24 protein-coding genes are annotated in these 19,841 nt (G+C 30.4%); 12 read left to right on the top strand and 12 right to left on the bottom strand.

What is annotated here, in order from left to right:
- Positions 1–1,060, bottom strand: a 1,060-nt coding sequence (locus MR875_06725) for an aminotransferase class V-fold PLP-dependent enzyme (protein ID MCI6994529.1), incomplete at its 3' end; no start/stop codon positions are given.
- Positions 1,061–1,187: 127 nt separating this feature from the next.
- Between MR875_06725 and MR875_06720 the strand changes: the two genes are divergently transcribed.
- Both MR875_06720 and MR875_06715 read left to right on the top strand, forming a co-directional pair.
- Positions 1,188–2,021, top strand: coding sequence for a LicD family protein (locus MR875_06720; protein MCI6994528.1), 834 nt, complete (start codon positions 1,188–1,190; stop codon positions 2,019–2,021).
- Positions 2,022–2,033: 12 nt separating this feature from the next.
- Positions 2,034–3,032 carry an acyltransferase gene (locus tag MR875_06715; protein MCI6994527.1) on the top strand — a complete coding sequence of 333 codons (999 nt, stop codon included), beginning with the start codon at positions 2,034–2,036 and terminating at the stop codon, positions 3,030–3,032.
- 10 nt (positions 3,033–3,042) lie between these two features.
- On the opposite strand, the gene MR875_06710 is transcribed toward MR875_06715, so the two are convergent.
- From MR875_06710 to MR875_06700, 3 genes are read right to left on the bottom strand one after another with little or no spacing between them, the layout of a single operon-like run.
- Complete coding sequence (locus MR875_06710) at positions 3,043–3,741, bottom strand: 2-C-methyl-D-erythritol 4-phosphate cytidylyltransferase (protein MCI6994526.1); 699 nt, start codon at positions 3,739–3,741, stop codon at positions 3,043–3,045.
- 12 nt (positions 3,742–3,753) lie between these two features.
- The gene (locus MR875_06705; protein MCI6994525.1) at positions 3,754–4,722 is read right to left on the bottom strand and encodes an NAD(P)H-dependent glycerol-3-phosphate dehydrogenase; all 969 of its coding nucleotides are present in this window, start codon (positions 4,720–4,722) and stop codon (positions 3,754–3,756) included.
- A 32-nt stretch (positions 4,723–4,754) separates the two neighbouring features.
- Positions 4,755–5,594 (bottom strand): LicD family protein, encoded by an 840-nt coding sequence (locus tag MR875_06700; protein ID MCI6994524.1) that lies wholly within the window; start codon positions 5,592–5,594, stop codon positions 4,755–4,757.
- Between the two features lie 142 nt (positions 5,595–5,736).
- Here MR875_06700 and MR875_06695 point away from each other — a divergent pair, with 142 nt between their 5' ends.
- From MR875_06695 to MR875_06670, 6 genes are all read left to right on the top strand, one after another.
- Positions 5,737–6,507: a uroporphyrinogen-III synthase gene (locus MR875_06695; GenBank protein MCI6994523.1), complete on the top strand. Its 771-nt coding sequence runs from the start codon at positions 5,737–5,739 to the stop codon at positions 6,505–6,507.
- Positions 6,500–7,603: a glycosyltransferase gene (locus MR875_06690; protein ID MCI6994522.1), complete on the top strand. Its 1,104-nt coding sequence runs from the start codon at positions 6,500–6,502 to the stop codon at positions 7,601–7,603. Before MR875_06695 ends, MR875_06690 begins: the two co-directional genes overlap by 8 nt.
- 4 nt (positions 7,604–7,607) lie before the next feature.
- Positions 7,608–8,702 (top strand): UDP-galactopyranose mutase, encoded by a 1,095-nt coding sequence (glf, locus tag MR875_06685; protein MCI6994521.1) that lies wholly within the window; start codon positions 7,608–7,610, stop codon positions 8,700–8,702.
- A gap of 9 nt (positions 8,703–8,711) precedes the next feature.
- Positions 8,712–8,981 carry a signal recognition particle subunit SRP19/SEC65 family protein gene (locus MR875_06680; protein ID MCI6994520.1) on the top strand — a complete coding sequence of 90 codons (270 nt, stop codon included), beginning with the start codon at positions 8,712–8,714 and terminating at the stop codon, positions 8,979–8,981.
- Between the two features lie 5 nt (positions 8,982–8,986).
- Entirely contained in the window at positions 8,987–10,390 is a 1,404-nt protein-coding gene (gene recJ, locus MR875_06675) for a single-stranded-DNA-specific exonuclease RecJ (protein MCI6994519.1), read from the top strand.
- 505 nt (positions 10,391–10,895) lie between these two features.
- Positions 10,896–11,699 (top strand): winged helix-turn-helix transcriptional regulator, encoded by an 804-nt coding sequence (locus tag MR875_06670; GenBank protein ID MCI6994518.1) that lies wholly within the window; start codon positions 10,896–10,898, stop codon positions 11,697–11,699.
- On the opposite strand, the gene MR875_06665 is transcribed toward MR875_06670, so the two are convergent.
- Both MR875_06665 and MR875_06660 read right to left on the bottom strand, forming a co-directional pair.
- Positions 11,700–12,983 (bottom strand): DEAD/DEAH box helicase, encoded by a 1,284-nt coding sequence (locus MR875_06665; GenBank protein ID MCI6994517.1) that lies wholly within the window; start codon positions 12,981–12,983, stop codon positions 11,700–11,702.
- A 35-nt stretch (positions 12,984–13,018) separates the two neighbouring features.
- The gene (locus MR875_06660) at positions 13,019–13,879 is read right to left on the bottom strand and encodes a radical SAM protein (protein MCI6994516.1); all 861 of its coding nucleotides are present in this window, start codon (positions 13,877–13,879) and stop codon (positions 13,019–13,021) included.
- Between the two features lie 59 nt (positions 13,880–13,938).
- On the opposite strand from MR875_06660, the gene MR875_06655 reads away from it, so the two are divergent.
- Both MR875_06655 and MR875_06650 read left to right on the top strand, forming a co-directional pair.
- Positions 13,939–14,625 carry a Dna2/Cas4 domain-containing protein gene (locus MR875_06655; GenBank protein MCI6994515.1) on the top strand — a complete coding sequence of 229 codons (687 nt, stop codon included), beginning with the start codon at positions 13,939–13,941 and terminating at the stop codon, positions 14,623–14,625.
- A 6-nt stretch (positions 14,626–14,631) separates the two neighbouring features.
- Positions 14,632–15,081 carry a thermonuclease family protein gene (locus MR875_06650; GenBank protein MCI6994514.1) on the top strand — a complete coding sequence of 150 codons (450 nt, stop codon included), beginning with the start codon at positions 14,632–14,634 and terminating at the stop codon, positions 15,079–15,081.
- 101 nt (positions 15,082–15,182) lie between these two features.
- Here the strand turns inward: MR875_06650 and MR875_06645 are convergent, their stop codons facing one another.
- The 6 genes from MR875_06645 to MR875_06620 all read right to left on the bottom strand — a co-directional run bounded on the left by MR875_06645 (position 15,183) and on the right by MR875_06620 (position 18,214).
- Complete coding sequence (locus tag MR875_06645) at positions 15,183–15,578, bottom strand: RDD family protein (GenBank protein ID MCI6994513.1); 396 nt, start codon at positions 15,576–15,578, stop codon at positions 15,183–15,185.
- 9 nt (positions 15,579–15,587) lie between these two features.
- Complete coding sequence (gene hypE, locus MR875_06640) at positions 15,588–16,610, bottom strand: hydrogenase expression/formation protein HypE (protein MCI6994512.1); 1,023 nt, start codon at positions 16,608–16,610, stop codon at positions 15,588–15,590.
- A gap of 105 nt (positions 16,611–16,715) precedes the next feature.
- Positions 16,716–17,090 (bottom strand): 30S ribosomal protein S8e, encoded by a 375-nt coding sequence (locus MR875_06635; GenBank protein MCI6994511.1) that lies wholly within the window; start codon positions 17,088–17,090, stop codon positions 16,716–16,718.
- Between the two features lie 191 nt (positions 17,091–17,281).
- On the bottom strand, positions 17,282–17,512 hold the full coding sequence (locus MR875_06630; GenBank protein MCI6994510.1) for a hypothetical protein: 231 nt from the start codon (positions 17,510–17,512) through the stop codon (positions 17,282–17,284).
- A 12-nt stretch (positions 17,513–17,524) separates the two neighbouring features.
- Positions 17,525–17,803: a hypothetical protein gene (locus tag MR875_06625; GenBank protein ID MCI6994509.1), complete on the bottom strand. Its 279-nt coding sequence runs from the start codon at positions 17,801–17,803 to the stop codon at positions 17,525–17,527.
- 66 nt (positions 17,804–17,869) lie between these two features.
- Entirely contained in the window at positions 17,870–18,214 is a 345-nt protein-coding gene (locus tag MR875_06620; GenBank protein ID MCI6994508.1) for a hypothetical protein, read from the bottom strand.
- Between the two features lie 192 nt (positions 18,215–18,406).
- On the opposite strand from MR875_06620, the gene MR875_06615 reads away from it, so the two are divergent.
- Positions 18,407–19,090 carry a hypothetical protein gene (locus MR875_06615; GenBank protein MCI6994507.1) on the top strand — a complete coding sequence of 228 codons (684 nt, stop codon included), beginning with the start codon at positions 18,407–18,409 and terminating at the stop codon, positions 19,088–19,090.
- Between the two features lie 38 nt (positions 19,091–19,128).
- Positions 19,129–19,821 (top strand): TIGR02253 family HAD-type hydrolase, encoded by a 693-nt coding sequence (locus MR875_06610; GenBank protein ID MCI6994506.1) that lies wholly within the window; start codon positions 19,129–19,131, stop codon positions 19,819–19,821.
- Positions 19,822–19,841: the final 20 nt, after the last annotated feature.

The raw sequence follows: 19,841 nt of genomic DNA, 5'->3' as shown, positions 1-19,841 counted from the left end.
TTTTTTCCAAATCATGTAATGCATCAATAAGTACATCATTATCTTTTAGAGTTAAATTTCCGATATGGCCAACTCTAAACATTTTTTCTCCAATTTCTCCACCGTTTGGATTAACCCAAATACCATAGTCGTTTTTAAGTGCATCTACAACATCATCTGCTTTTGAATCAACACAAAATACTCCAGTAACTGAATTTCCTAAATCATTGCAGTGAATTTCCAAAGGTAAATCTTCAATTCTTTTTCTAAAGTCACTAGCTAGTGTTGAAATTCTTTCGATTTCTGATTCAACACCACCTTGGCTTTTGATTTCTTTTAATCTTTGGTTGATTTGTAATAATATTGTTACTGCAGGAGTAAATGGAGTTTGGCCTCTCTCACCATTTTTTAAAATGTCTTTTAAGTCAAAATACATGCAGCTGCAGGTGTTGTTTTCAACTCTCTCAAGTGCATTTTCACCTAAAACAATTACAGAAATTCCCGGAGGACAAGCTAAAGCTTTTTGAGAACCTGTTATTACTACATCAATGTTTTTTTCTACCATATTCAATGGATTTGCTAAAAATGAACTTATTGCATCAACTACAAGAAATATGTCATTTTCACTACAAAAATCACTGATTAAATCCAAGTCATAATAAACACAGGAGCTTGTCTCACAGATATTTACTAAAAATCCAGTGTATTTAGAACCGTCATATGAATCCAATAATTCTTTGGTGATATTTTCACCAAAATCAAGTTTTATTTCATCAAATGGAATATTATGGAGTTTGCATAATTCAACAAAACGCTGACCAAATCCTCCACCATTTACGATTAAAACTTTATCTTCATCATTAAATACGTTCATGACAGTTGTTTCCATAGCAGCAGTACCTGATCCGGTTATAAAAGCAACTCTTGAATCTTCACTTGCATAAACAAATTCTTTCATTAATTCTTCGTTTTCAAGCATTACTTTTGAAAATTCATCATTTCTAAAATAAGGAGTTTGTTCACCCCCGATTTCAAGAACTGCTTTGCTACTCATTACCGGCCCAACAGTGAAATTTAACATTAAATCTACATCCTTATAATAATATAATAAAAAAAATTTATTAATTAATCTTTATATAAACTTAATAAAAAGAAATATTTAAAAATTTCTAATAATTAAGTAATTACTAAATTAAAGGACAAATAATATGTTTAAATCCAATAGATATGACGATGAAACATTAAAACACCTGCAAGAAGTTCAAATTGAAATCTTCAAATATTTCACCAAAGTATGCGAAGAAAATGATATAACTTATTTTATGTATGCTGGAAGTCTTCTTGGAACCATAAGACATGAAGGTTTCATCCCATGGGACGATGATATTGACGTAATCATGTTTAGAGAGGACTTTGAGAAGTTAAATGCAGTTTTTGAAAAAGAAATTGATGATAAATACAACTTTTTTAATGTTTTAAACGAAAAGACATATCACTACACATGGGGCAGATTAACACTTAAAGATACATTATTTAAAGAATGGTGGGCAGATCAGGTAGATTACACACCAAATATCTTTTTGGACATTTTTATTTTGGATAATATTCCTGATAACAAGTACAAATGGTTTATTCAAAAATGGAAAAGCTTTGCACTTAACCAGATGACTATTTATTCTCTTATCAAATATAGAAACGAATCCAGATTAAAAGAAATAATCCAGCAGATGGCTTATTATTTCTTAAAAATACTTCCTGTTTCTTCTACTACTATTAAAAGAAAATGTGTTGAGTCATTTTCAAAATATAAAGATGAAAAGTGTGAAAGAGTTTGTGATTTTCCGTCTGAATTTTTAATGCCTGTTTCAAACAGAAGCGATTGGGTGCCTGCTAAAAAAGCTAAATTTGAAGGTCTTGAAGTCAGTATTCCAAATAACTATGATAAGATATTGACTATGGATTTTAATGATTATATGCAGCTTCCACCTGAAGAATCCAGATTTAATCCTGCTCCTGAAGAAATTGACTTTGGAGAATACTAAATAGCTGATAATATGAAAACAAAAAAAGAAAGAATATTTTATTATGATTTTTTAAGAGCATTTGCTATTATTGCAGTTATCATATGTCACGTTAATCACTTTTTTGGTCCACTTGTAGGTACAACACAAATTGTAGCACAAATGACCTTCCATGATATTGGAAGAATAGGTGTTCCTATATTTTTAATGATAAGTGGTGCTCTTATTTTAAACAGACCATATCCAGATTTAACAGAATTTTTAAAAAAGAGATTTACAAGAATTATTTATCCGTTTATATTCTGGATTATCCTGATTTTAGTTCAATTACAATATTACAGATATAATGAGGCATTTTTATGGAATACATTTATTGGAGAACCTTCAATTACATGGTATTTCTGGGTTTTAATCGGAATTTATTTATTCTTACCTGTTCTTAACTCATTTGTCAAAGAATATGGTGAAAGCGGTTTAAAATACTTTTTAAGCATCTGGTTTATCTTGATGATTTTAAAAACATTTAATGCATATCCTTTATGGACCAACTTTGATTTAAGCTATTTTGCAGGTTATGTTGGATATCCTGTTTTAGGTTATTATTTAGCAAATAAAGAGTTTAAAATAAGTGATTCCAAAGTATGTCTACTTGGATTAATAACATTGATTTCATCATTAAGCGTATTTGTTTATTTAAACTACTTCAATAGCCCATACATCAGTATGATTTATCAAAATGTTCCAATTATATTTATGGGAACCGGATTATTCTTGTTTGTTAAATATCTTGATAAATTAAACAAATTTAACTCAATTAAGGATAATTTCATTGGAAAAGCAATTATCTCTCTAAGTGTGTGCAGTTACGGAATGTACTTCTCACATGTATTAGTGGTTAAATTCCTCTCATACTACAATCCACATTCCCATTTAATGTTTCCGGTGATGTTTGTTTTAATAATATTGCTTTCATGGCTATTACCATATGTTTTAAGCAAAATACCTTATGTAAAAACATTTAGTGGACTTTAAAATCCACTAATTACTTATTTTTTAAAAATAGCTCAGCCATTATAATATCAAAAGGACGAGTTATTTTGAAGTTTCCCTGATCACCTGGGAATAATTTAATATCAGCATTTCTTAAATGGAATAAAACCATTGCTTCATCTAATTTAGCTATTTCCTCGTCAGATAAATCTTCATAGATTTCAAGGAATTTGTCAATGTTAAATGACTGTGGTGTTTGAGCATGACATAAATATTTTCTTAATGGAACATCAGTTAGTTTTCCATCTTCTTTTGATTCGAATATTACATCTGTAGCTGGTATTACAGCACTTGCAGCACCAACTTCAATTGCATATTTTATACTATCTTCAATTAGCTTTTCTGATACAAATATCCTTGATGCATCGTGAGTTACCAAAATAGAGTCATCTTCGCAGTTTTGATCTTTCATATAATAAATTGAGTTTAAAATAGTGTCGTTTCTTGTTTTTCCACCTTCAATAACAACAATTCTATCATTTTGCGGGAAATATTCCTCCATTAAGTTTTTTGTTTTGTCAATACACTCTTTTGGAGAAGATACAATAATTTTATCAAGTTCATCAACATTTAAGAATGTTTCAACTGAGTGAACTAAAATCGGTTTGTTGTTAATATTAACAAATTGTTTTGGCTTTCCCTGTTTTAATCTGGAACCTACGCCTCCAGCAAGCATTGCTGCACAAATCATTAAACTACCTCACTATAATTTATCCCAAAATTTATTAAATGCTTCTTTTGGATTTATTCTATCAATAATTACATCATAAGCAAAATCAACTGTTGCACAATCAATATTGTGCTTTTTACACAAGTCTTTCATTATTACAATTGTGTTTTTTCCTTCAAAAAGAATTCCTGATGCTTCCTCATCAATTACTATTTTTTGACCGTACAACACACCTAATGTATGGTTTCTACTTACAGTAAGTGTTGAAGCAGTAATAATGTCTCCAAATCCGCAGTAGTCATCTACTGTTTTTCTGCTACCGCCAAATTTTTCAATTATGTCTTTTGTTTCATTATAGGTTTTTGTAAATACTGAAAAGCGTGCGTTATCGTTTATTTTCATTCCTTCACAGATTCCCTGAGATATTGCAATTACATTTTTTATAATACCACAATACTCAACACCAATAACGTCAGTGCTTGCAGAAACCTTAAATTTAGGAGTTGAAAGTGCTTTTTTAACTTTATCAAGGTATTGTTCATCTTCACATGCAATTGAAGCTGATGAAAATGTTCTTTCAACCATTTCTGCTGCAATATTTGGTCCGGATAAAACACATGCAGGTCTTCCAATTTCTTCTTTTATAACTTCACTCATTCTTTTTTGAGATTGTTTTTCAAGACCTTTTGCTGTATTTACCAAAACACAGTCAGGAGAAATAATATCTTTTAAAGAGCGTGTGATTTCACGCATTTTAGAAGAAGGAATAGTTAAAAAGATGACTTCAGCATCTTTCAAGTCATTTAAATCATTTGTTGCAAAGATATTGTCTTCAAGGCGAATATTTGGGAAATATTCTCTGTTAAAATGAGTTTCATTTATTGAATCGACAACTTCTTTGCGTCTTGCATACAATGAAACTTTTTTAGTATTATCGCAGACTGTCTGGGAAATTGCACTTCCCATAGCGCCTGCACCAACAACACCTATATTTGAAAACATGATTTAATATTTAAATTATTTAATATAAAAAATTAATACTTACCGAAATCAAGAACATCCGGTGCAGCATTATATCTTTTTTCTACAGGTGGAATTTCCATATAATCTCCGTATATTTGAGTTAAAAGTTTATCATAGTTTTTAGGAATTCTAACTTCAAAATCTTCGAATTTAGCTTTAAGTGCAGGTTCAAAATCATCTCTATCATATGCCATGTATCCTGCAAGGTTAAAGCAGTCAACAACCCTGTTTGTTTTCTTATTATTAAAAAAGGTCATTACTTTGGTCAATACCTTTTTCCAGAAGCTTTTGTTGATTGGAATAATATTTAAGAAGTGATATGCTGCGTGGTGCATTTTAGTTCTAAATTTAGTGTACATATCCATTTTAATACAGGAATTAATAACAAACTGGTAAAAGAATACGTATGCAAAATGGTGTAATTTACCTATAAAATCACTATCTGGAATATTGTCAAGTACAAATAAGTCAATGTTGATTCCAAGGCCATATTCCACATAATCAGTGTACCAGCGGCTGAAAGTAGTGTCTTTAAGAGAGATTTTTGCAAAAGATCCAAAACAGTCGTCAATATAATTCATTTGGATAAGGTCATATTTGTCTGACAATTCTTCTTTTAAAATATCAAGGGATTTGTCAAAGTCTTCTCTAAATAAGATAATATCAATGTCATCATCCCAAGGAATGAAACCTTCATGTCTTATGGTTCCGATAAGAGAACCACCATACATATAGTATTTTAAATCATGTTTATCCAATACTTTTACAACATCTTTGAGAATCATTAGTTCTACTTCTTGGAGATGTTTAATCTCGTCATCACTATACTTTCTAAATTCACCTGCGACCATATAATGTAATCTATTAAAAATATTATTTAACTATATAGATTGAAAAAATAGCTTTTCTTTTTTTAATATTAAAAATTAACAAATAATATAAACCAATTAAAACAAAATATATAACATTATAAATTAATGAAGGTAATTTAAAATGTCAAAACCCGTTGTTGCAATAACAAGACCTAAAGACAGAGCAAAAAAGGCTTGTGAAATTGTAGAAAAATTAGGTGGAGAAGCTTTTTTAGCACCTACACTTGATTTAAAACCTGTTAACAGTGATTCATTAAAAGAATTGGTTAAAAGAAAAGATGAACTTGACTGGATTGTTTTTACCTCTCCAACCACTATTGATTCTTTTAATAAGTTTTATCCTGATTTTTTAGGTAGTTTAACTTGTAAATTAGCTGTTATTGGAAATAAAACCGGAAAACTTGCTGAAGAAAACGGTTTAAAAGTTGATTTGATTCCTGAAGATTTTACAGCAGAAGGCTTAATCGAGGAATTTAAAAAACGCAATATTACAAACCAGGTTATTGGAATTCCAAGAACTCTTTCTGCAAGACCTGTTCTTCCAGAAGAATTGGAAAAAATGGGAAATACTGTGCTTTTAGCTGAAGCTTACAAATCACTATTCCCAATGGATGAAGACAGCATAAAAGAATTGATTTTAAAAATTGAAAATAAACAAATCGATGCTATTACATTTACAAGTCCGCTAACTGTTGAGAATTTCTTTGAAATAACAGATGACAAGGAAAAAATAGCTAAATTATTATCTAATAATTTATTGACTGTTTGCATTGGCCCGATTACTGCAAAAGTTTTGAAAAAATATGATATTACCTACATTCACCCTGACACTTACACAGTTCCAGACATGATGGAATTATTATTTAAAAAATGGAGAGAGCTAAATGGATGATAAAATAAGCATTATTTTACCGATTTTTAATGTTGGTGACCACTTAAGAGGTGGAATTGACTCACTTATTAATCAAACAATCGGAAATGAAAACTTGGAAATCATTATGGTTAACGATTGTTCAACTGACGGATCTGACAAAATTATAGACGAATATGCTGAAAAATATGACTGCTGTATTGCAATTCATCATGAAAAAAACAGTGGTGCAGCATATACACCACGTAATACTGGTATTGATGCATGTACTGGTGATTACATAATGTTTTTAGACCCTGATGACAGATACACCCCAGATGCATGTGAAAAACTATACAACGCTGCTAAAAACAATGATGCAGATATTGCATTCGGTCGTTTTAGAAGAATATTCGAATATGGTGGAAAAGTTCAAAAATCATTCTCACCTTATTTAGATACTTTGGAAAACAGTTATCCTGATGAGGAATTTGAAACAGCGAACTTTTTAGATGTTCCAGATTTCATTTGGGACAATTTCGTTGAAAGATTCCTCTATGGTAAAACATTAGAAGTAACCTACAAAAGAGATGCACCAATTGACACAATCCATGTTGACAACATCGAACAGGAACCTGATTTACTTAAGATGGCGCCTGCTGTTTGGAGTAAAATCTACAAAAGAGAATTGATTATGGACAATGATTTACGCTTCCAACCATTTGTTTCAGGAGACGACATGGCATTTTCACTTGAAGCTTTATTAAAAGCAAAAGGAATTGTATTTTTAAACAATTTCATGTGCTATGATTACTACATAAGAGACTTGCCTGACGACAAATCTATTACCAATACAGTCAATGTAAGACTTTTAAATGAATTAATGGAATCATACATTTACTGCAGACAATGCACTGAAGGATTTTCTAAGGAAGTCCAAACAGTTTCTGTAAATCCTCATTTGCTTCACTGGACAAATTCCTGGAAAAACTCTCCATTTACCAAAGAAGAAAACAAATTATTACTCAGTAAAGTAAATAAACTCAAAAAAATCCATAATACTGATTTAAAAACAAAAATGTTATTAAGTTCAATTTCAACAGCAATTGAATCTAAGATTCAAATTCAAAAGGAGTAAAGCAATGTCTGATTATAAATATGTAATTGTAGGTGCAGGACTTTCAGGTTTAACAATAGCTGAAAGAATTGCAACTGAATTGGATGAAAAAGTATTAATTATAGAAAAACGTGACCACATTGGAGGTAATGTTTATGATTTCTACCAAGATGACATCCTAATTCAGAAATACGGACCTCACATTTACCATACAAGCGAGAAAAAAGTTCATGAGTACTTATCCAAGTTTACTGAATGGACTGACTACGTACATAGAGTTTTAAGTTTTGTTGATGATAAACTCGTTCCAATGCCAATCTGCATAGACACTTTAAACAAATTATACAACCTGGAGTTAGATGAAGACTCCATGAAAGAATGGATTGATGAACATAAAGAAGATATTGATGAAATCAAATCTTCAGAAGATGTTGTTTTAAAGAATGCTGGTCGTGACATTTACAATAAGTTATTTAAAAACTATACTGAAAAACAATGGGGAACATCAGCAGCAAATCTAAGTCCAACCGTCATTTCAAGAATACCTTTCAGATTCAATCATGACGACAGATACTTTGGAGATACATATCAGGGAATGCCTAAAGAAGGATTTACAAAAATGTGTGAGAACATGATTAAATCCGATAATATCGAAATTAAACTTAATGCTGATTATAAAGATTACATTGACGATATTGACTATGAAAAATTAATTTATACTGGTCCAATCGATTACTTTTATAATTACAAATATGGAGAATTATTATACAGATGCCTAAACTTCGTGTATGAAATATTAAATATTGATTCATATCAGGAAGTTGGTGTCGTCAACTATCCAAATGATCCATATTTTACAAGAATAACTGAATTTAAAAAATTAACTCAACAGGAAGTTGCTGGAAAAACTGCTATCATGAGAGAATATCCTGGATTCAATGGAGAAAAATGTTACCCGTATCCAACTCAGGAATATTTAGATAAATTCAAATTATACGAAGCAGAAATGGAAAAAGAAGAAAATGTAATCTTTGCTGGAAGACTTGCCAAATACAAATATTACAATATGGATTTAGTAGTTAAAGATGCATTGGAAATTTTTGAAAATGAAATCAGGTAGGTGTGAAATATGATTACTATATGGCCACAATATTTAAATAAAGAATTATCTATTAATGAAGGTCGTAAGATTGCTAAAGAAGACTCAGTAAAAGAGCCAACTATCAACGACATAGAAAGAGCATTAAAAAGACTCGGACTTACATTTGAACTTGAAAAAGACAAATCATATCCTGGAAAATGGTATGAAAAATCTGGAAGAGCTCTTGTTGAATGGGAAGGAACCAAATTAGAATTAATAAAAGAAATTAGCTTAAAAATTAAAGAAATGAGAAACTGATTACAATGCAAATACCACAATTAATGCACGAACAGTACCAAGAAGCAAAAGAGATTATTAAAAGCTCTAAAGATATAAAAATCTACACACATATCGACTGCGACGGAATCTGTTCAGGTGCAATCTTATCAACCATACTAGACAGACAAAATAAAGAACATGAAATTGAATTTGTAAATCTAGATGTCTTAGATGACATTGACCTTACACATGAACTTACCATCTTTTCAGATTTAGGTTCAGGGCAGAGAATAGATACCAAAGCAACCAAAGGTCAAAAAATACTTATCTTAGACCACCATCCACCCCTAAGGGATTTGAATTACAAAAATGATAAAGATTATACTTATTTAGAGATTAACCCAAACCATCATGGTATTGATGGATCATACTATGTATGTGGTGGAGGATTATGCTATTTCCTTGCAAAAGAATTCGGATATACTGATTTAAGCTGGATTGGAGTATTATCTGCAATTGGAGATATGCAAAATACAAGGGAAGGTCATTTTGAAGGTTTGAATGAAATAATCCAACAAGATGCAATTGATGGAGGATACCTCGAATTAGTTAAAAATGATCTCAGCATCTATGGAAGAAACACAAGAAAACTGTTTGTTGCACTCACATACTTCAATGACGTTAAACTTCCAATTACAAATAACGATAGGGAAACAAGAGCCATTTTAGAAGAATTGGGTATTGATGAACCCCACAACAGGAAAACATTAAACCAATTAACAATGGAAGAAAAAGGCAAACTTTTCCAATATCTCTTTTCAATGCTCTCAAAAGTAGTTCCTGGAAAATATGTTGAACACATACCGAAATTGATAATTGGAGATTCATACACATTTTTAAATGAAGATAAAACTAGTTTTCTCAGAGATGGTTCAGAATTTTCAACTGCAATGAATGCATGTGGAAGAAACCATGAAGAAAAAGTAGGAATGGCTGTTTTAAAAGGAGATAGAATACTTGCATTAGATGAACTTGAAACCGTTAGCAAAAAACATAGAAGAAATCTAGCTAAAGGAATATCCACAATCACAGATAACGAGGAAAATATTCACCAATGCAAAAACTTACAGTATTTTGATGGAACTGAAATTGCACCAGAAATTGTTGGAACAATAGCTGGAATGATTTTAGGATACTGCGATTGGAAAAAACCAGTTATTGGATACACAAAAACAGAAGATGGAGGAATTAAAGTATCCCTTAGATGTTCACGATTGCTTTCATATGATGGAATTCACTTTGGAAACATCATCAGAGAAGTTGCAAGTGAAGTCGGAGGATCCGGTGGAGGCCACTCAATGGCATGTGGAGCTTACATCCCACTTGATAAAAAAGATGAATTCCTTGAATTGTTTAATGATAAGCTAGAAGGAAAATTAACAAATTAAAAGATGATTAACACAATCATCTAAATTTTTAAACCAACCATTACCAACATAATAACAAAATTATTTTACAAAATTACTCTTTTTAAAATTAATAAAAATCATACAAAAATATTGAATATAATAGAATTAAATAAATTAAAAATAATAGAATAAACTAATAAAATAATTATAATAATTAAAATTGTTTTTAATATATACGAAAATTAAAAAATATATTACAAATATGAATAATTGTTTAATTACTTTTAATCAACGAAATAATTTATTTAAATAGAATATTAAATAATCCCCAAATTTCAAAGAAAAAATAATAAAAATTAATTATCAAATCAACATTAATTGAATATGAAATTTAATTATTTAATCAATAATAATTCAATAATTATAAATTATGTTTAAATATCGAATAAATAAAATTTAGTGAAAAAATTATAAAAAAACATAATATAAATATTATAAAATTAAATATATTAATTAATCAAGTTAAATTGAGGAATGAATTATGATGAAGGCATTTAAAAAAAGAGGTGCATTAACCCATTTTCAGATTTTAAGTGAAATCTCAAAACAAGATCCACACCTCAAACAAAAAGATTTGGCTAATAAACTCGGAATTACCATCCAAGCGGTTTCCGAAAATATAAAAACTTTAATAGAACAAGGATACATCAGTTCAAAAGATGGTAGATCCCCATATAAAATAACCCAAAAAGGTATTGAAAAAGTTAAAAAAGATGCAATCAGTCTTAGAAAATATTCTGATGCAGTTTTGGAAACTATGAATCATTACAAAACCATTTGGCCAGCTATTGCTCGTGAAGACCTTAAAAAAGATGATATTGTTGGTCTTTTTATGGAAAATGGTGTATTATATGCTCATAAAAAAGAAGAAAATGCAACAGGTATTGTTATGAATGATACTGAAGAAAACATGGATGTAGCATTATCAAACCTTACCGGAACCATTGATGTAAATATTGGTGAAGTAACAATCATTAATGTTCCAACAATCAAAGATGGTGGATCTGAAGCTTCCGATTTAGAATTAATTAAAAAAGTTTATGAAAATGGTACAAACAGCGGCGAACCAATTGATAAAATCGCATGTGCAGGTACTGTTTCCCGTGCAATTATAAACAAATTAGAATTACCATTAGATATTGAATATGCAGCCCCCAATGCAACTGCAAATGCTGCTCGTAAAGGATTAAATGTCCTTGCAATATGTGTTGGTGACATGAGTAAAGCATTTACTCGCGAGCTTGAAGCTGAAAAAATTAAATATAATGTTATTGATGGTAAAAAATAATTAATTTTCTCTTACCATCTTCAATAAACCCGCAGCTAACTGCTGTGAGGTTATTTTTTTATTTGTGTTTTCTTTGATTGAATTAATGTAACAATCTTCTAATTCTCCACGTTCTATAACATTAATTACTTTATCCAAAATTAACTTGTTTTTAATTGTTTCAACTTCTTTATAAGAAGGAATTTTTTTCTCTGTAATTTTAGTGTTATTTGCTTTTCTAATAGCAGAAAATCTTCTTGTTTCATCCATACATACTAAAGTAAATGCATAACCAAGTTTACCTGCCCTTGCAGTTCTACCAATTCTGTGAATGTAATTTTCAGGATTTTGAGGAACATCATAATTGATGATAACATCCAAATTATCAACATCAAGGCCACGTGCTGCAACATCAGTTGCAACCAAGATGTCAATGTTGCCGTTTCTAAACTTGTTCATTACCTTATCCCTCATCTTTTGAGTCATATCTCCATGAAGACTATCTACTGAATATCCTCTTTTTCTAAGGTGTTTTGCAACGTAATCCACCCCTTTTTTGGTATTACAGAAAATTAAAGCAAGCTCAACATCATAAACATCAAGCAATCTAGTCATATCATCAAATTTGTATTTTGCATTGCATTTAAATGAGTATTGAGTTATTTTTGGAGTGTTTTTATTATTTGCTTTCACTTTAATAAGTTTAGGATCTTTTTGATATTTTTTAGCTATTTCCTTAATCTCATCAGGCATTGTAGCTGAGAACAATAATGTTTGTCTGTTTTTTGGAGTCTTCTTTAAGATGAATTCCATATCATCTCTGAATCCCATATTTAACATTTCATCAGCTTCATCCAAAACAACAGTTTCAACACCAACCAAATCAAGAGTTCCCCTATTAATATGATCAATTACACGACCAGGAGTTCCAACAACAATATGAACTCCCTTTTTAAGCACACGTGTTTGTTTTCCAATTGGCTGACCACCATAAACAGATAAAATCTTAAGTTTTTTAATGTTTGATCCAACTTTGGAAATTTCATCAGCAACCTGCATACATAATTCTCTTGTTGGACATAAAACAATAGCTTGAGGAGATTTATCTTCAATAAAAATCTTCTCTATAATCGGAATTGCAAATGCAACTGTTTTACCAGACCCAGTCTGAGCTTGACCCATTACATCTTTTCCTTTGAGTGTTACTGGAATAGATTGTTCTTGGATAGGTGTTGCTTTTGTAAAACCCATTCCTTTTATTCCTTTTTTAATATTATCAGAAATATTTAATTCATTAAAATTCATTACAATAATATTAGATAAATAAACTATTTAATTATTTAGATTAATCTAGATTGAACCGAATTTTGAGGGAAATGAGAAATATACTTGAATACTTCATCGGGTTTGGACAAAATACCATGTTTATTTGTTTTTTCATTAAAAATAGCCATCAATTGTTTATTATTGGGACTTGGAATTGAATAGTTATTTCCAAATTCATTAATGTATTTCTCTTTTAAACCAGGAAAATGTTCATCTAATTTTTTATAGTAATACTGTCTGTCTCCATCTCTTAGAGTCATCCCCATTTCAAAGCATACAATTCCTTTAACCCCCGAATCAATGCAAAAATCTAAAATGGAACTTATATTTTCTGCAGTATCATTGATATAAGGTAAAATCGGACATAACCAGACAACAGTTGGAATTCCCTCATCTTGAAGTATCTTTAAAACTTCAACCCGTCTGGAGGTTGTGCATACCTGAGGTTCAAGTATCCTGCACAAATCATCATCGGCAGTCGTTAGTGTCATCTGAACAACCACCTTTGATTTTTCATTTATTTTTTTAATTAAATCCAAATCCCTTAAAATCAAATCAGATTTTGTAATACAAGTAAAACCAAATCCATACCTATAGATTAATTCCAATGATTTTCTAAGATATTTTAAATGTTTTTCTAGTGGAATATATGGATCAGTCATCGCCCCTGTTCCAATCATAGCTTTTGGTCTTTTAAGAAGTTCCTTTTTAAGCAATTCCAAAGCATTCTTTTTAACCTCAACATCTTCAAATTTATGATTCATATTATAGACATCACTTCTAGAATCACAGTATATGCAACCATGAGTGCATCCACGATAAAGATTCATTCCATTTTTTGGTGATAGTATTGTTTTTGAATTAACAAAGTGCATAAATCTAATTTTAATTTGATAAGATAAATAATTATACTTCAAAATACAGATATTAACTCATGGAACAAAAAAACATTACCGAATATTCAATTAATTATGAAATTAAAGACCATCCTTCAGTAAAAGGACTTCAAATAATTGAAGGAAAAAGTAATTTCCCAATTAGCTGGTTAAATAAACAAGGATATTGTGAATACCAACTATATCTCGAGCATATGAAAGGTATAGAATCACCATCAACACCTGAAATGACACATGGAAGTGCAATTCACAAACAGCTTGAAGATGCATTTAAACAAGACGCAAAAAAAGTTAGTTTTGAACAGACAATGGAAGAATCAAAAAATGAAGCTTCAATGTCAAGAGAATGCTTTGTTGTATCACCAAATAATGGAATTCGAGGATACATTGATGAAATTTGGATGAAACCAGAAGAGATAGTAATTATCGATGACAAACCTGGAAGAACCCCTTATGAATCAACAATGAATCAGGTTAGAGCATATTGCCTTGCATTTAAAGACATGACTGGAGATAAAAGAAAAATTAAAGGAGCACTCCGTGAAAGAGGTACTGAAAATCTCTTCTGGATAGAACCATTCACTGAAGATGTTGAAAAGCAGATAAAATTTACAATTGACAGAATGCATGGATTGTTTGATGGAACCAAACCATTCATACCTACAAGAAATCCTAAAAAATGCCATTCATGCAGATTTAAACATGATTGCGAACATGCACAATAGATTTCAATGAATAAAAAAACAATATCCCTAATATTATTAATTATTTTTTTAATAACTGCAGTTTTTACTGCTGTAAATTCATTAATAAGTGATGAAAACCCTGTGGAAAGTCAGACAGGAACATTGATAATTAATAATGAAAATATAAGTTATGAAAAGACAGGAAAATGCATTGAAGTGATTGACGGAAACACAATACAGGTTTATGGCATTGGAAAAGTTCAACTTACCCAAATTGGAAATCCCCATGCAGATGCAAAGAAATTTGTTGAGGAAAACTGTCTTGGAAAAACAGTATATCTGGACATTGATGATAAAAAGCCTGAAGACAATTATGGTCGTACATTAGCTATTGTTTATACAGACAGTATCGATATCAACAAAGAGTTAATCAACAATAACTTATCTGAAATATCCTATTTTACACCAAGTGAATTTGAAAAAGGAGAAATTTAGATTCAGTGAAAATCCATCACCATCACCAATCCAAATTTATTTTAAAAATAGTATAATATTTGAATTGATTTAAAAAAATTTAAAAAAAATAAGTAGTGAACTTATCTAAGCTCATCAAAAACAGCAGTTTTTGTAATACTGTTAAATAATCTATCGGTTTTCATTAATTTACCAATACCCCAATCAAAAATTATTGGAATCCAATAAATTTTAGTTAAGTTACGTACAATAGCTTGTGCCCAAGACATATATGCACCGTTTTGGGATCTCACTTGCAAATATAATAATGATTTACCAACTGTTGCACCTTCAATTTTTTCACATAATACAAAATAAATCATTATCAAAATTGGAACAACATATATGAAATAATGATAAACTGGATTATTAGGACCCATCACTAATGATATTAAGTATGATACAATCCACATAAATGCTGATACTACAAAAAAATCAATAATATATGCAATAACTCTTCTTGAAAAAATACTTACCATATTATCACCTTAACAAACTCTAGGAACTGGATCAGCAATAGGTGCTTCAAGGATTCTTTCTCCACCAATAGGAGTGTTGATTACAACATAATCTCCTTCAACAACTTCACCAATAATAGCTGCATTTTCACCGTATTTCTCACTTTTAATAGCTTCAAGGACTGCTTCTGCTTTATCCGCTTTAACACCCATAACAACTTTTCCTTCATTCGCTACTTCAAATGGATCAATACCTAACATCTCAGATACTGCATGAACCTCTTCCCTGATTGGAATTGCTTCTTGTTCAAGAACTACACCTACACCCGCTTTGGATGCCATTTCATTAATAGCATTTGCAAATCCACCACGAGTTGGGTCTTTCATTGCAGTAACTCCACCAATATCTAAAGCTTTTTTAATTATATTCCACATTGGAGCCACATCAGATTTTAAGTCTGTTTCAAATCCGAAACCTTCCCTAAAAGACATTAAACTCATACCATGGTCACCTAAAGTACCTGTGACAATAATCTTATCTCCAACTTCTAAAGTTGAATCACGAATAACTTCACCTTTTTTAGCTATTCCAAGACCAGTTGTAACCATAACAATACCATCAAGTTTATCTTGAGGCATTACTTTGGTATCTCCAGTAATTACTGCAACATCAACTTCTTCACAAGCTTCATTTAATGATTTGATAATTCTATCTAAGTCTTCAATTGGGAATCCTTCCTGCATGATGATTGCATTAGAAATTGCTAGTGGACGTGCTCCCATTACTGAAACATCATTGATTGTTCCAGCAGCAGAAATTCTACCAATATCCCCTCCAGGGAAAAATAATGGATCAACAGTATGTCCGTCAGTTGTTAAAACAAGTTCATAATCATCGCCAATTGGAATTGATGCACCGTCATCTAGTGCATCTAAACTAATACCACCATTTACACTTTTTTTTGTGATATTATCTAAAATTGTGCTAGCAATTAAATTAGCCATTACTTCTCCGCCAGCACCATGATTCATATTAATTTTATCTTCTGACATATTATCTCCTAATTAATAATAATTAATGACATAATATTTGTAAAAACAAGTATATTAATATAGTTATAAAAAATTTAAAAAAAAGAGAAATTTAAAGAAAAATCTTTAAATTAAAATTCCGTTAATAACACCGTCTTGACCAGGTCTGGATGTTACTTTAGCATTACCTTCAGGAGTTTCTACGATTGCACCTTTGGTAATGATGTTCCTTCTTACGTAGTTAGGGTTTGCAGTGTTTTCTACTACGTTGAGGATATCTAAAACTTTAGTTTTACCGTCAGCACCAGTGACGTTGATTTTGTTAGCAGTAGCTAATCTGAGTTTTTCGTTTCCACCACGGGTTCTGATTTTTCTTAATCTTTTTTCATCCAATCTAGTTTCTGCTGGGTCTCTTCCTAATTCGGATTTCCTTTTTCCACGGTTTGCAACATTTCTTGCACCGGAAGGACTTCTAGTTGATTTTCCTTGAGAAATTGCCATTATTTCACCTAATAAATATAATTTAATAAATAATAATCGCTATCAGTAAGTCTCTTTTCCATTAACTTATCGGCAAGATTATTGATAACTTAATTTTGAGAGCAAAAAAGAGCCTTATTGAATAATGATAATAAAATATTACTTTATCATTATATATAAATGTTTTATTTTTAAGGTCAAAAATAATGATTTTACTTTTTATTTTTTAAAATAAATTCATCAACAAGTTTATCAAAGTCTTCTTCTGAAAGTTCATTATCCCCAGAAGCATCCAAAATCTTTTGAATATCCTCTTGAGGAACATCCTCACCCAAAACAGACAACAATAAATCTTTCAAATCACCATCATCAATATATGGTTCAGTGCTTGAACTAACATTACCATTTTCATCTAAAACATAATACGGAATATCTTTATCCATTAATTACACCCATTAATCTTCTGGTGGAAATTCATAGTATACAATACCATAAGGATCATCATCAAAATACCATTCGTTTGGTTCTAATATAAAATCCTCATCATCAATTAAATCCATTTCCAAATCGTCAGCACCTTCAACCTGAATTACAATATTAACATCATCACCCAATTGTTCAAGGTCAATACCCAATTCATCGAAATCAATTACCAACTCATCTTCGTCAACACCTTCAGGAATTACAATTACAATTTCATCTCCTGGGTTAACATTTATTTCTGGATTATTCACGATATCATCTCCATTAATATAAATAGTATCTTATTAGTAATATTTAAAATTTAATGGACAGTAACATCAATAGTTACTATCCATTTCAAAGTTCACTAGTGGAATTTCAAATATGTTTTTACATCTAAGAGAACAGACATGAAAATTTTCAATAAACATTGTAAAATACAAGCAGTCTGAGTCACAGCGAATATTTATTTTAACATTTGAATTTTCTAAAGTCTGTTTAGAAATGTTCAACACACTGGATGCATTATTCACATATATTGAATTTGGACAATTGTTTTTGTTGACACCTAAAAATATTCCATTAGAAATATCAAAGTCTGCACAAAAACCATCTTCACCATCAATTTTTCCGACAAATGTATCGTTTATCTCATCATAACTTGAAATCAATCTTTTTTTCATTGTATCAAACCTCACACATACTATATTAGTTAAAATAAATAAAAAACATCTAAGAGCATTTGAAAACTAATTTAAATAATTATTAACACCAATAATTGTATTTTAAGTAATTAAAATTAATATAATATTAAAAAATTGCATTAGAAAAATATTATTAATAAGCTAAATCAAAAATTAAACTAGGTGTCAGAATTGGTTAGTGAGACAAAAGAACAATTAGAACTTGAAGCTGAAATCAAACAGCAAGCCCAAATATTTCTAGAATATCTTAATTCAACTCTTCCAGAAAGTATGGAACTGGAATATGAAGGATTTTACAGAAGAGGATTTTTTGTAAGTAAAAAAAGATATGCTGTAATTGAAGGTGATGAAATTATAGCTAAAGGACTAGAGTTAGTTAGAAGAGATTGGGCACCTATTGTTAAAAAAACACAGGAAGCCGTCTTGATGGCCATTTTAAAAGAAGGAGATTCTGACAAGGCAATCCGTGAAGTCAAAAAAGTCTTAAAAAAGATTAAAAATGGAGATGTGGATAAAAAAGAGATGATCATCCACACACAAATCACTAAACCACTCGACCAATACAAACAAGTTGGACCACATGTAATAGCTGCAAGGAAAATTGAAGAACATGGCATTAAAGTGTCCCGTGGAACCATTATCCAATATATAATCGCTAAAGGAAAAGGTTCTATTAGCCAACGCGCTGTTCCTTACGAATATAGTGACGGTTATACATATGATAAAGATTATTATATTAACAATCAATTAATTCCAGCAGTTGAAAGAATCATGTATTCATTTAGATACACAAGAAAAGACTTGGAAGATATGGCCAAAGGTGAAGTCCAACAAAGTCTAGATGCATTCTTCTAAAAAAATTTAAATATTTTTAAAATTATAATAAACATCATATGATTAACAATGATGACAGAGTAGTTTTTTTTGATATAGATGGTACATTACTCGATACATCCAACTTCGCTGAAACAGCTAGAAAAGCAGCTATTGGGTTAATGGTTGATAATGGTTTACCATTAGATAAAGATGAAGCATATGGTGTTTTAAAAACAATTATCCGTGAAAAAGGATCTAATTATAATAAACATTTTAACATATTAACAAAAGTTGTACTAGGTCATGAGGATCCAATGCTTGTAGCACTTGGAATGGTTACTTACCATAATGTTAAAATGGCACTTTTAAGACCTTTTGCTGAGACTATTGACACATTAATTTATCTTAAAAGTAGAGGATACCGCCTAGCAGTTATTTCAAACGGTATTACAATTAAACAATGGGAAAAACTAGTTAGACTTAATGTTTATTCATTTTTTGATGCAGTAATCACTTCAGAAGAAGTTGGTAAAGACAAACCAGATAAACTGATTTATGATGTAGCTCTTAGAAAAATGAAAGGAAATCCCGAAAAATCTGTTATGATTGGTAATAAATTAAAAGAAGATGCACTTGGTGCAGTTAATGCAGGGATGAGTGCAATTTTAGTAAATGCCGACATTACTGAAGAAGACAGAGAATACATTAAAAAAAATAAATTAGATATTAAAATCATTGATGACATTGGTGATGTAGATACAATCCTATAATCACCAAATTAAAACTCTTT

The organism is Methanobrevibacter sp., assembly GCA_022775905.1.
GTDB lineage: Archaea > Methanobacteriota > Methanobacteria > Methanobacteriales > Methanobacteriaceae > Methanocatella.
This window is presented reverse-complemented; position numbering and strand designations above follow the sequence as displayed.

Excerpts from the sequence above, each read along its gene's own strand:
- MR875_06720 (MCI6994528.1), top strand. The coding sequence starts at position 1,188 with ATGTTTAAATCCAATAGATATGACGATGAAACATTAAAACACCTGCAA.
- MR875_06715 (MCI6994527.1), top strand. The coding sequence starts at position 2,034 with ATGAAAACAAAAAAAGAAAGAATATTTTATTATGATTTTTTAAGAGCA.
- MR875_06710 (MCI6994526.1), bottom strand. The coding sequence starts at position 3,741 with ATGATTTGTGCAGCAATGCTTGCTGGAGGCGTAGGTTCCAGATTAAAA.
- MR875_06705 (MCI6994525.1), bottom strand. The coding sequence starts at position 4,722 with ATGTTTTCAAATATAGGTGTTGTTGGTGCAGGCGCTATGGGAAGTGCA.
- MR875_06700 (MCI6994524.1), bottom strand. The coding sequence starts at position 5,594 with ATGGTCGCAGGTGAATTTAGAAAGTATAGTGATGACGAGATTAAACAT.
- MR875_06695 (MCI6994523.1), top strand. The coding sequence starts at position 5,737 with ATGTCAAAACCCGTTGTTGCAATAACAAGACCTAAAGACAGAGCAAAA.
- MR875_06690 (MCI6994522.1), top strand. The coding sequence starts at position 6,500 with ATGGATGATAAAATAAGCATTATTTTACCGATTTTTAATGTTGGTGAC.
- glf (MCI6994521.1), top strand. The coding sequence starts at position 7,608 with ATGTCTGATTATAAATATGTAATTGTAGGTGCAGGACTTTCAGGTTTA.
- MR875_06680 (MCI6994520.1), top strand. The coding sequence starts at position 8,712 with ATGATTACTATATGGCCACAATATTTAAATAAAGAATTATCTATTAAT.
- recJ (MCI6994519.1), top strand. The coding sequence starts at position 8,987 with ATGCAAATACCACAATTAATGCACGAACAGTACCAAGAAGCAAAAGAG.
- MR875_06670 (MCI6994518.1), top strand. The coding sequence starts at position 10,896 with ATGAAGGCATTTAAAAAAAGAGGTGCATTAACCCATTTTCAGATTTTA.
- MR875_06665 (MCI6994517.1), bottom strand. The coding sequence starts at position 12,983 with ATGAATTTTAATGAATTAAATATTTCTGATAATATTAAAAAAGGAATA.
- MR875_06660 (MCI6994516.1), bottom strand. The coding sequence starts at position 13,879 with ATGCACTTTGTTAATTCAAAAACAATACTATCACCAAAAAATGGAATG.
- MR875_06655 (MCI6994515.1), top strand. The coding sequence starts at position 13,939 with ATGGAACAAAAAAACATTACCGAATATTCAATTAATTATGAAATTAAA.
- MR875_06650 (MCI6994514.1), top strand. The coding sequence starts at position 14,632 with ATGAATAAAAAAACAATATCCCTAATATTATTAATTATTTTTTTAATA.
- MR875_06645 (MCI6994513.1), bottom strand. The coding sequence starts at position 15,578 with ATGGTAAGTATTTTTTCAAGAAGAGTTATTGCATATATTATTGATTTT.
- hypE (MCI6994512.1), bottom strand. The coding sequence starts at position 16,610 with ATGTCAGAAGATAAAATTAATATGAATCATGGTGCTGGCGGAGAAGTA.
- MR875_06635 (MCI6994511.1), bottom strand. The coding sequence starts at position 17,090 with ATGGCAATTTCTCAAGGAAAATCAACTAGAAGTCCTTCCGGTGCAAGA.
- MR875_06630 (MCI6994510.1), bottom strand. The coding sequence starts at position 17,512 with ATGGATAAAGATATTCCGTATTATGTTTTAGATGAAAATGGTAATGTT.
- MR875_06620 (MCI6994508.1), bottom strand. The coding sequence starts at position 18,214 with ATGAAAAAAAGATTGATTTCAAGTTATGATGAGATAAACGATACATTT.
- MR875_06610 (MCI6994506.1), top strand. The coding sequence starts at position 19,129 with ATGATTAACAATGATGACAGAGTAGTTTTTTTTGATATAGATGGTACA.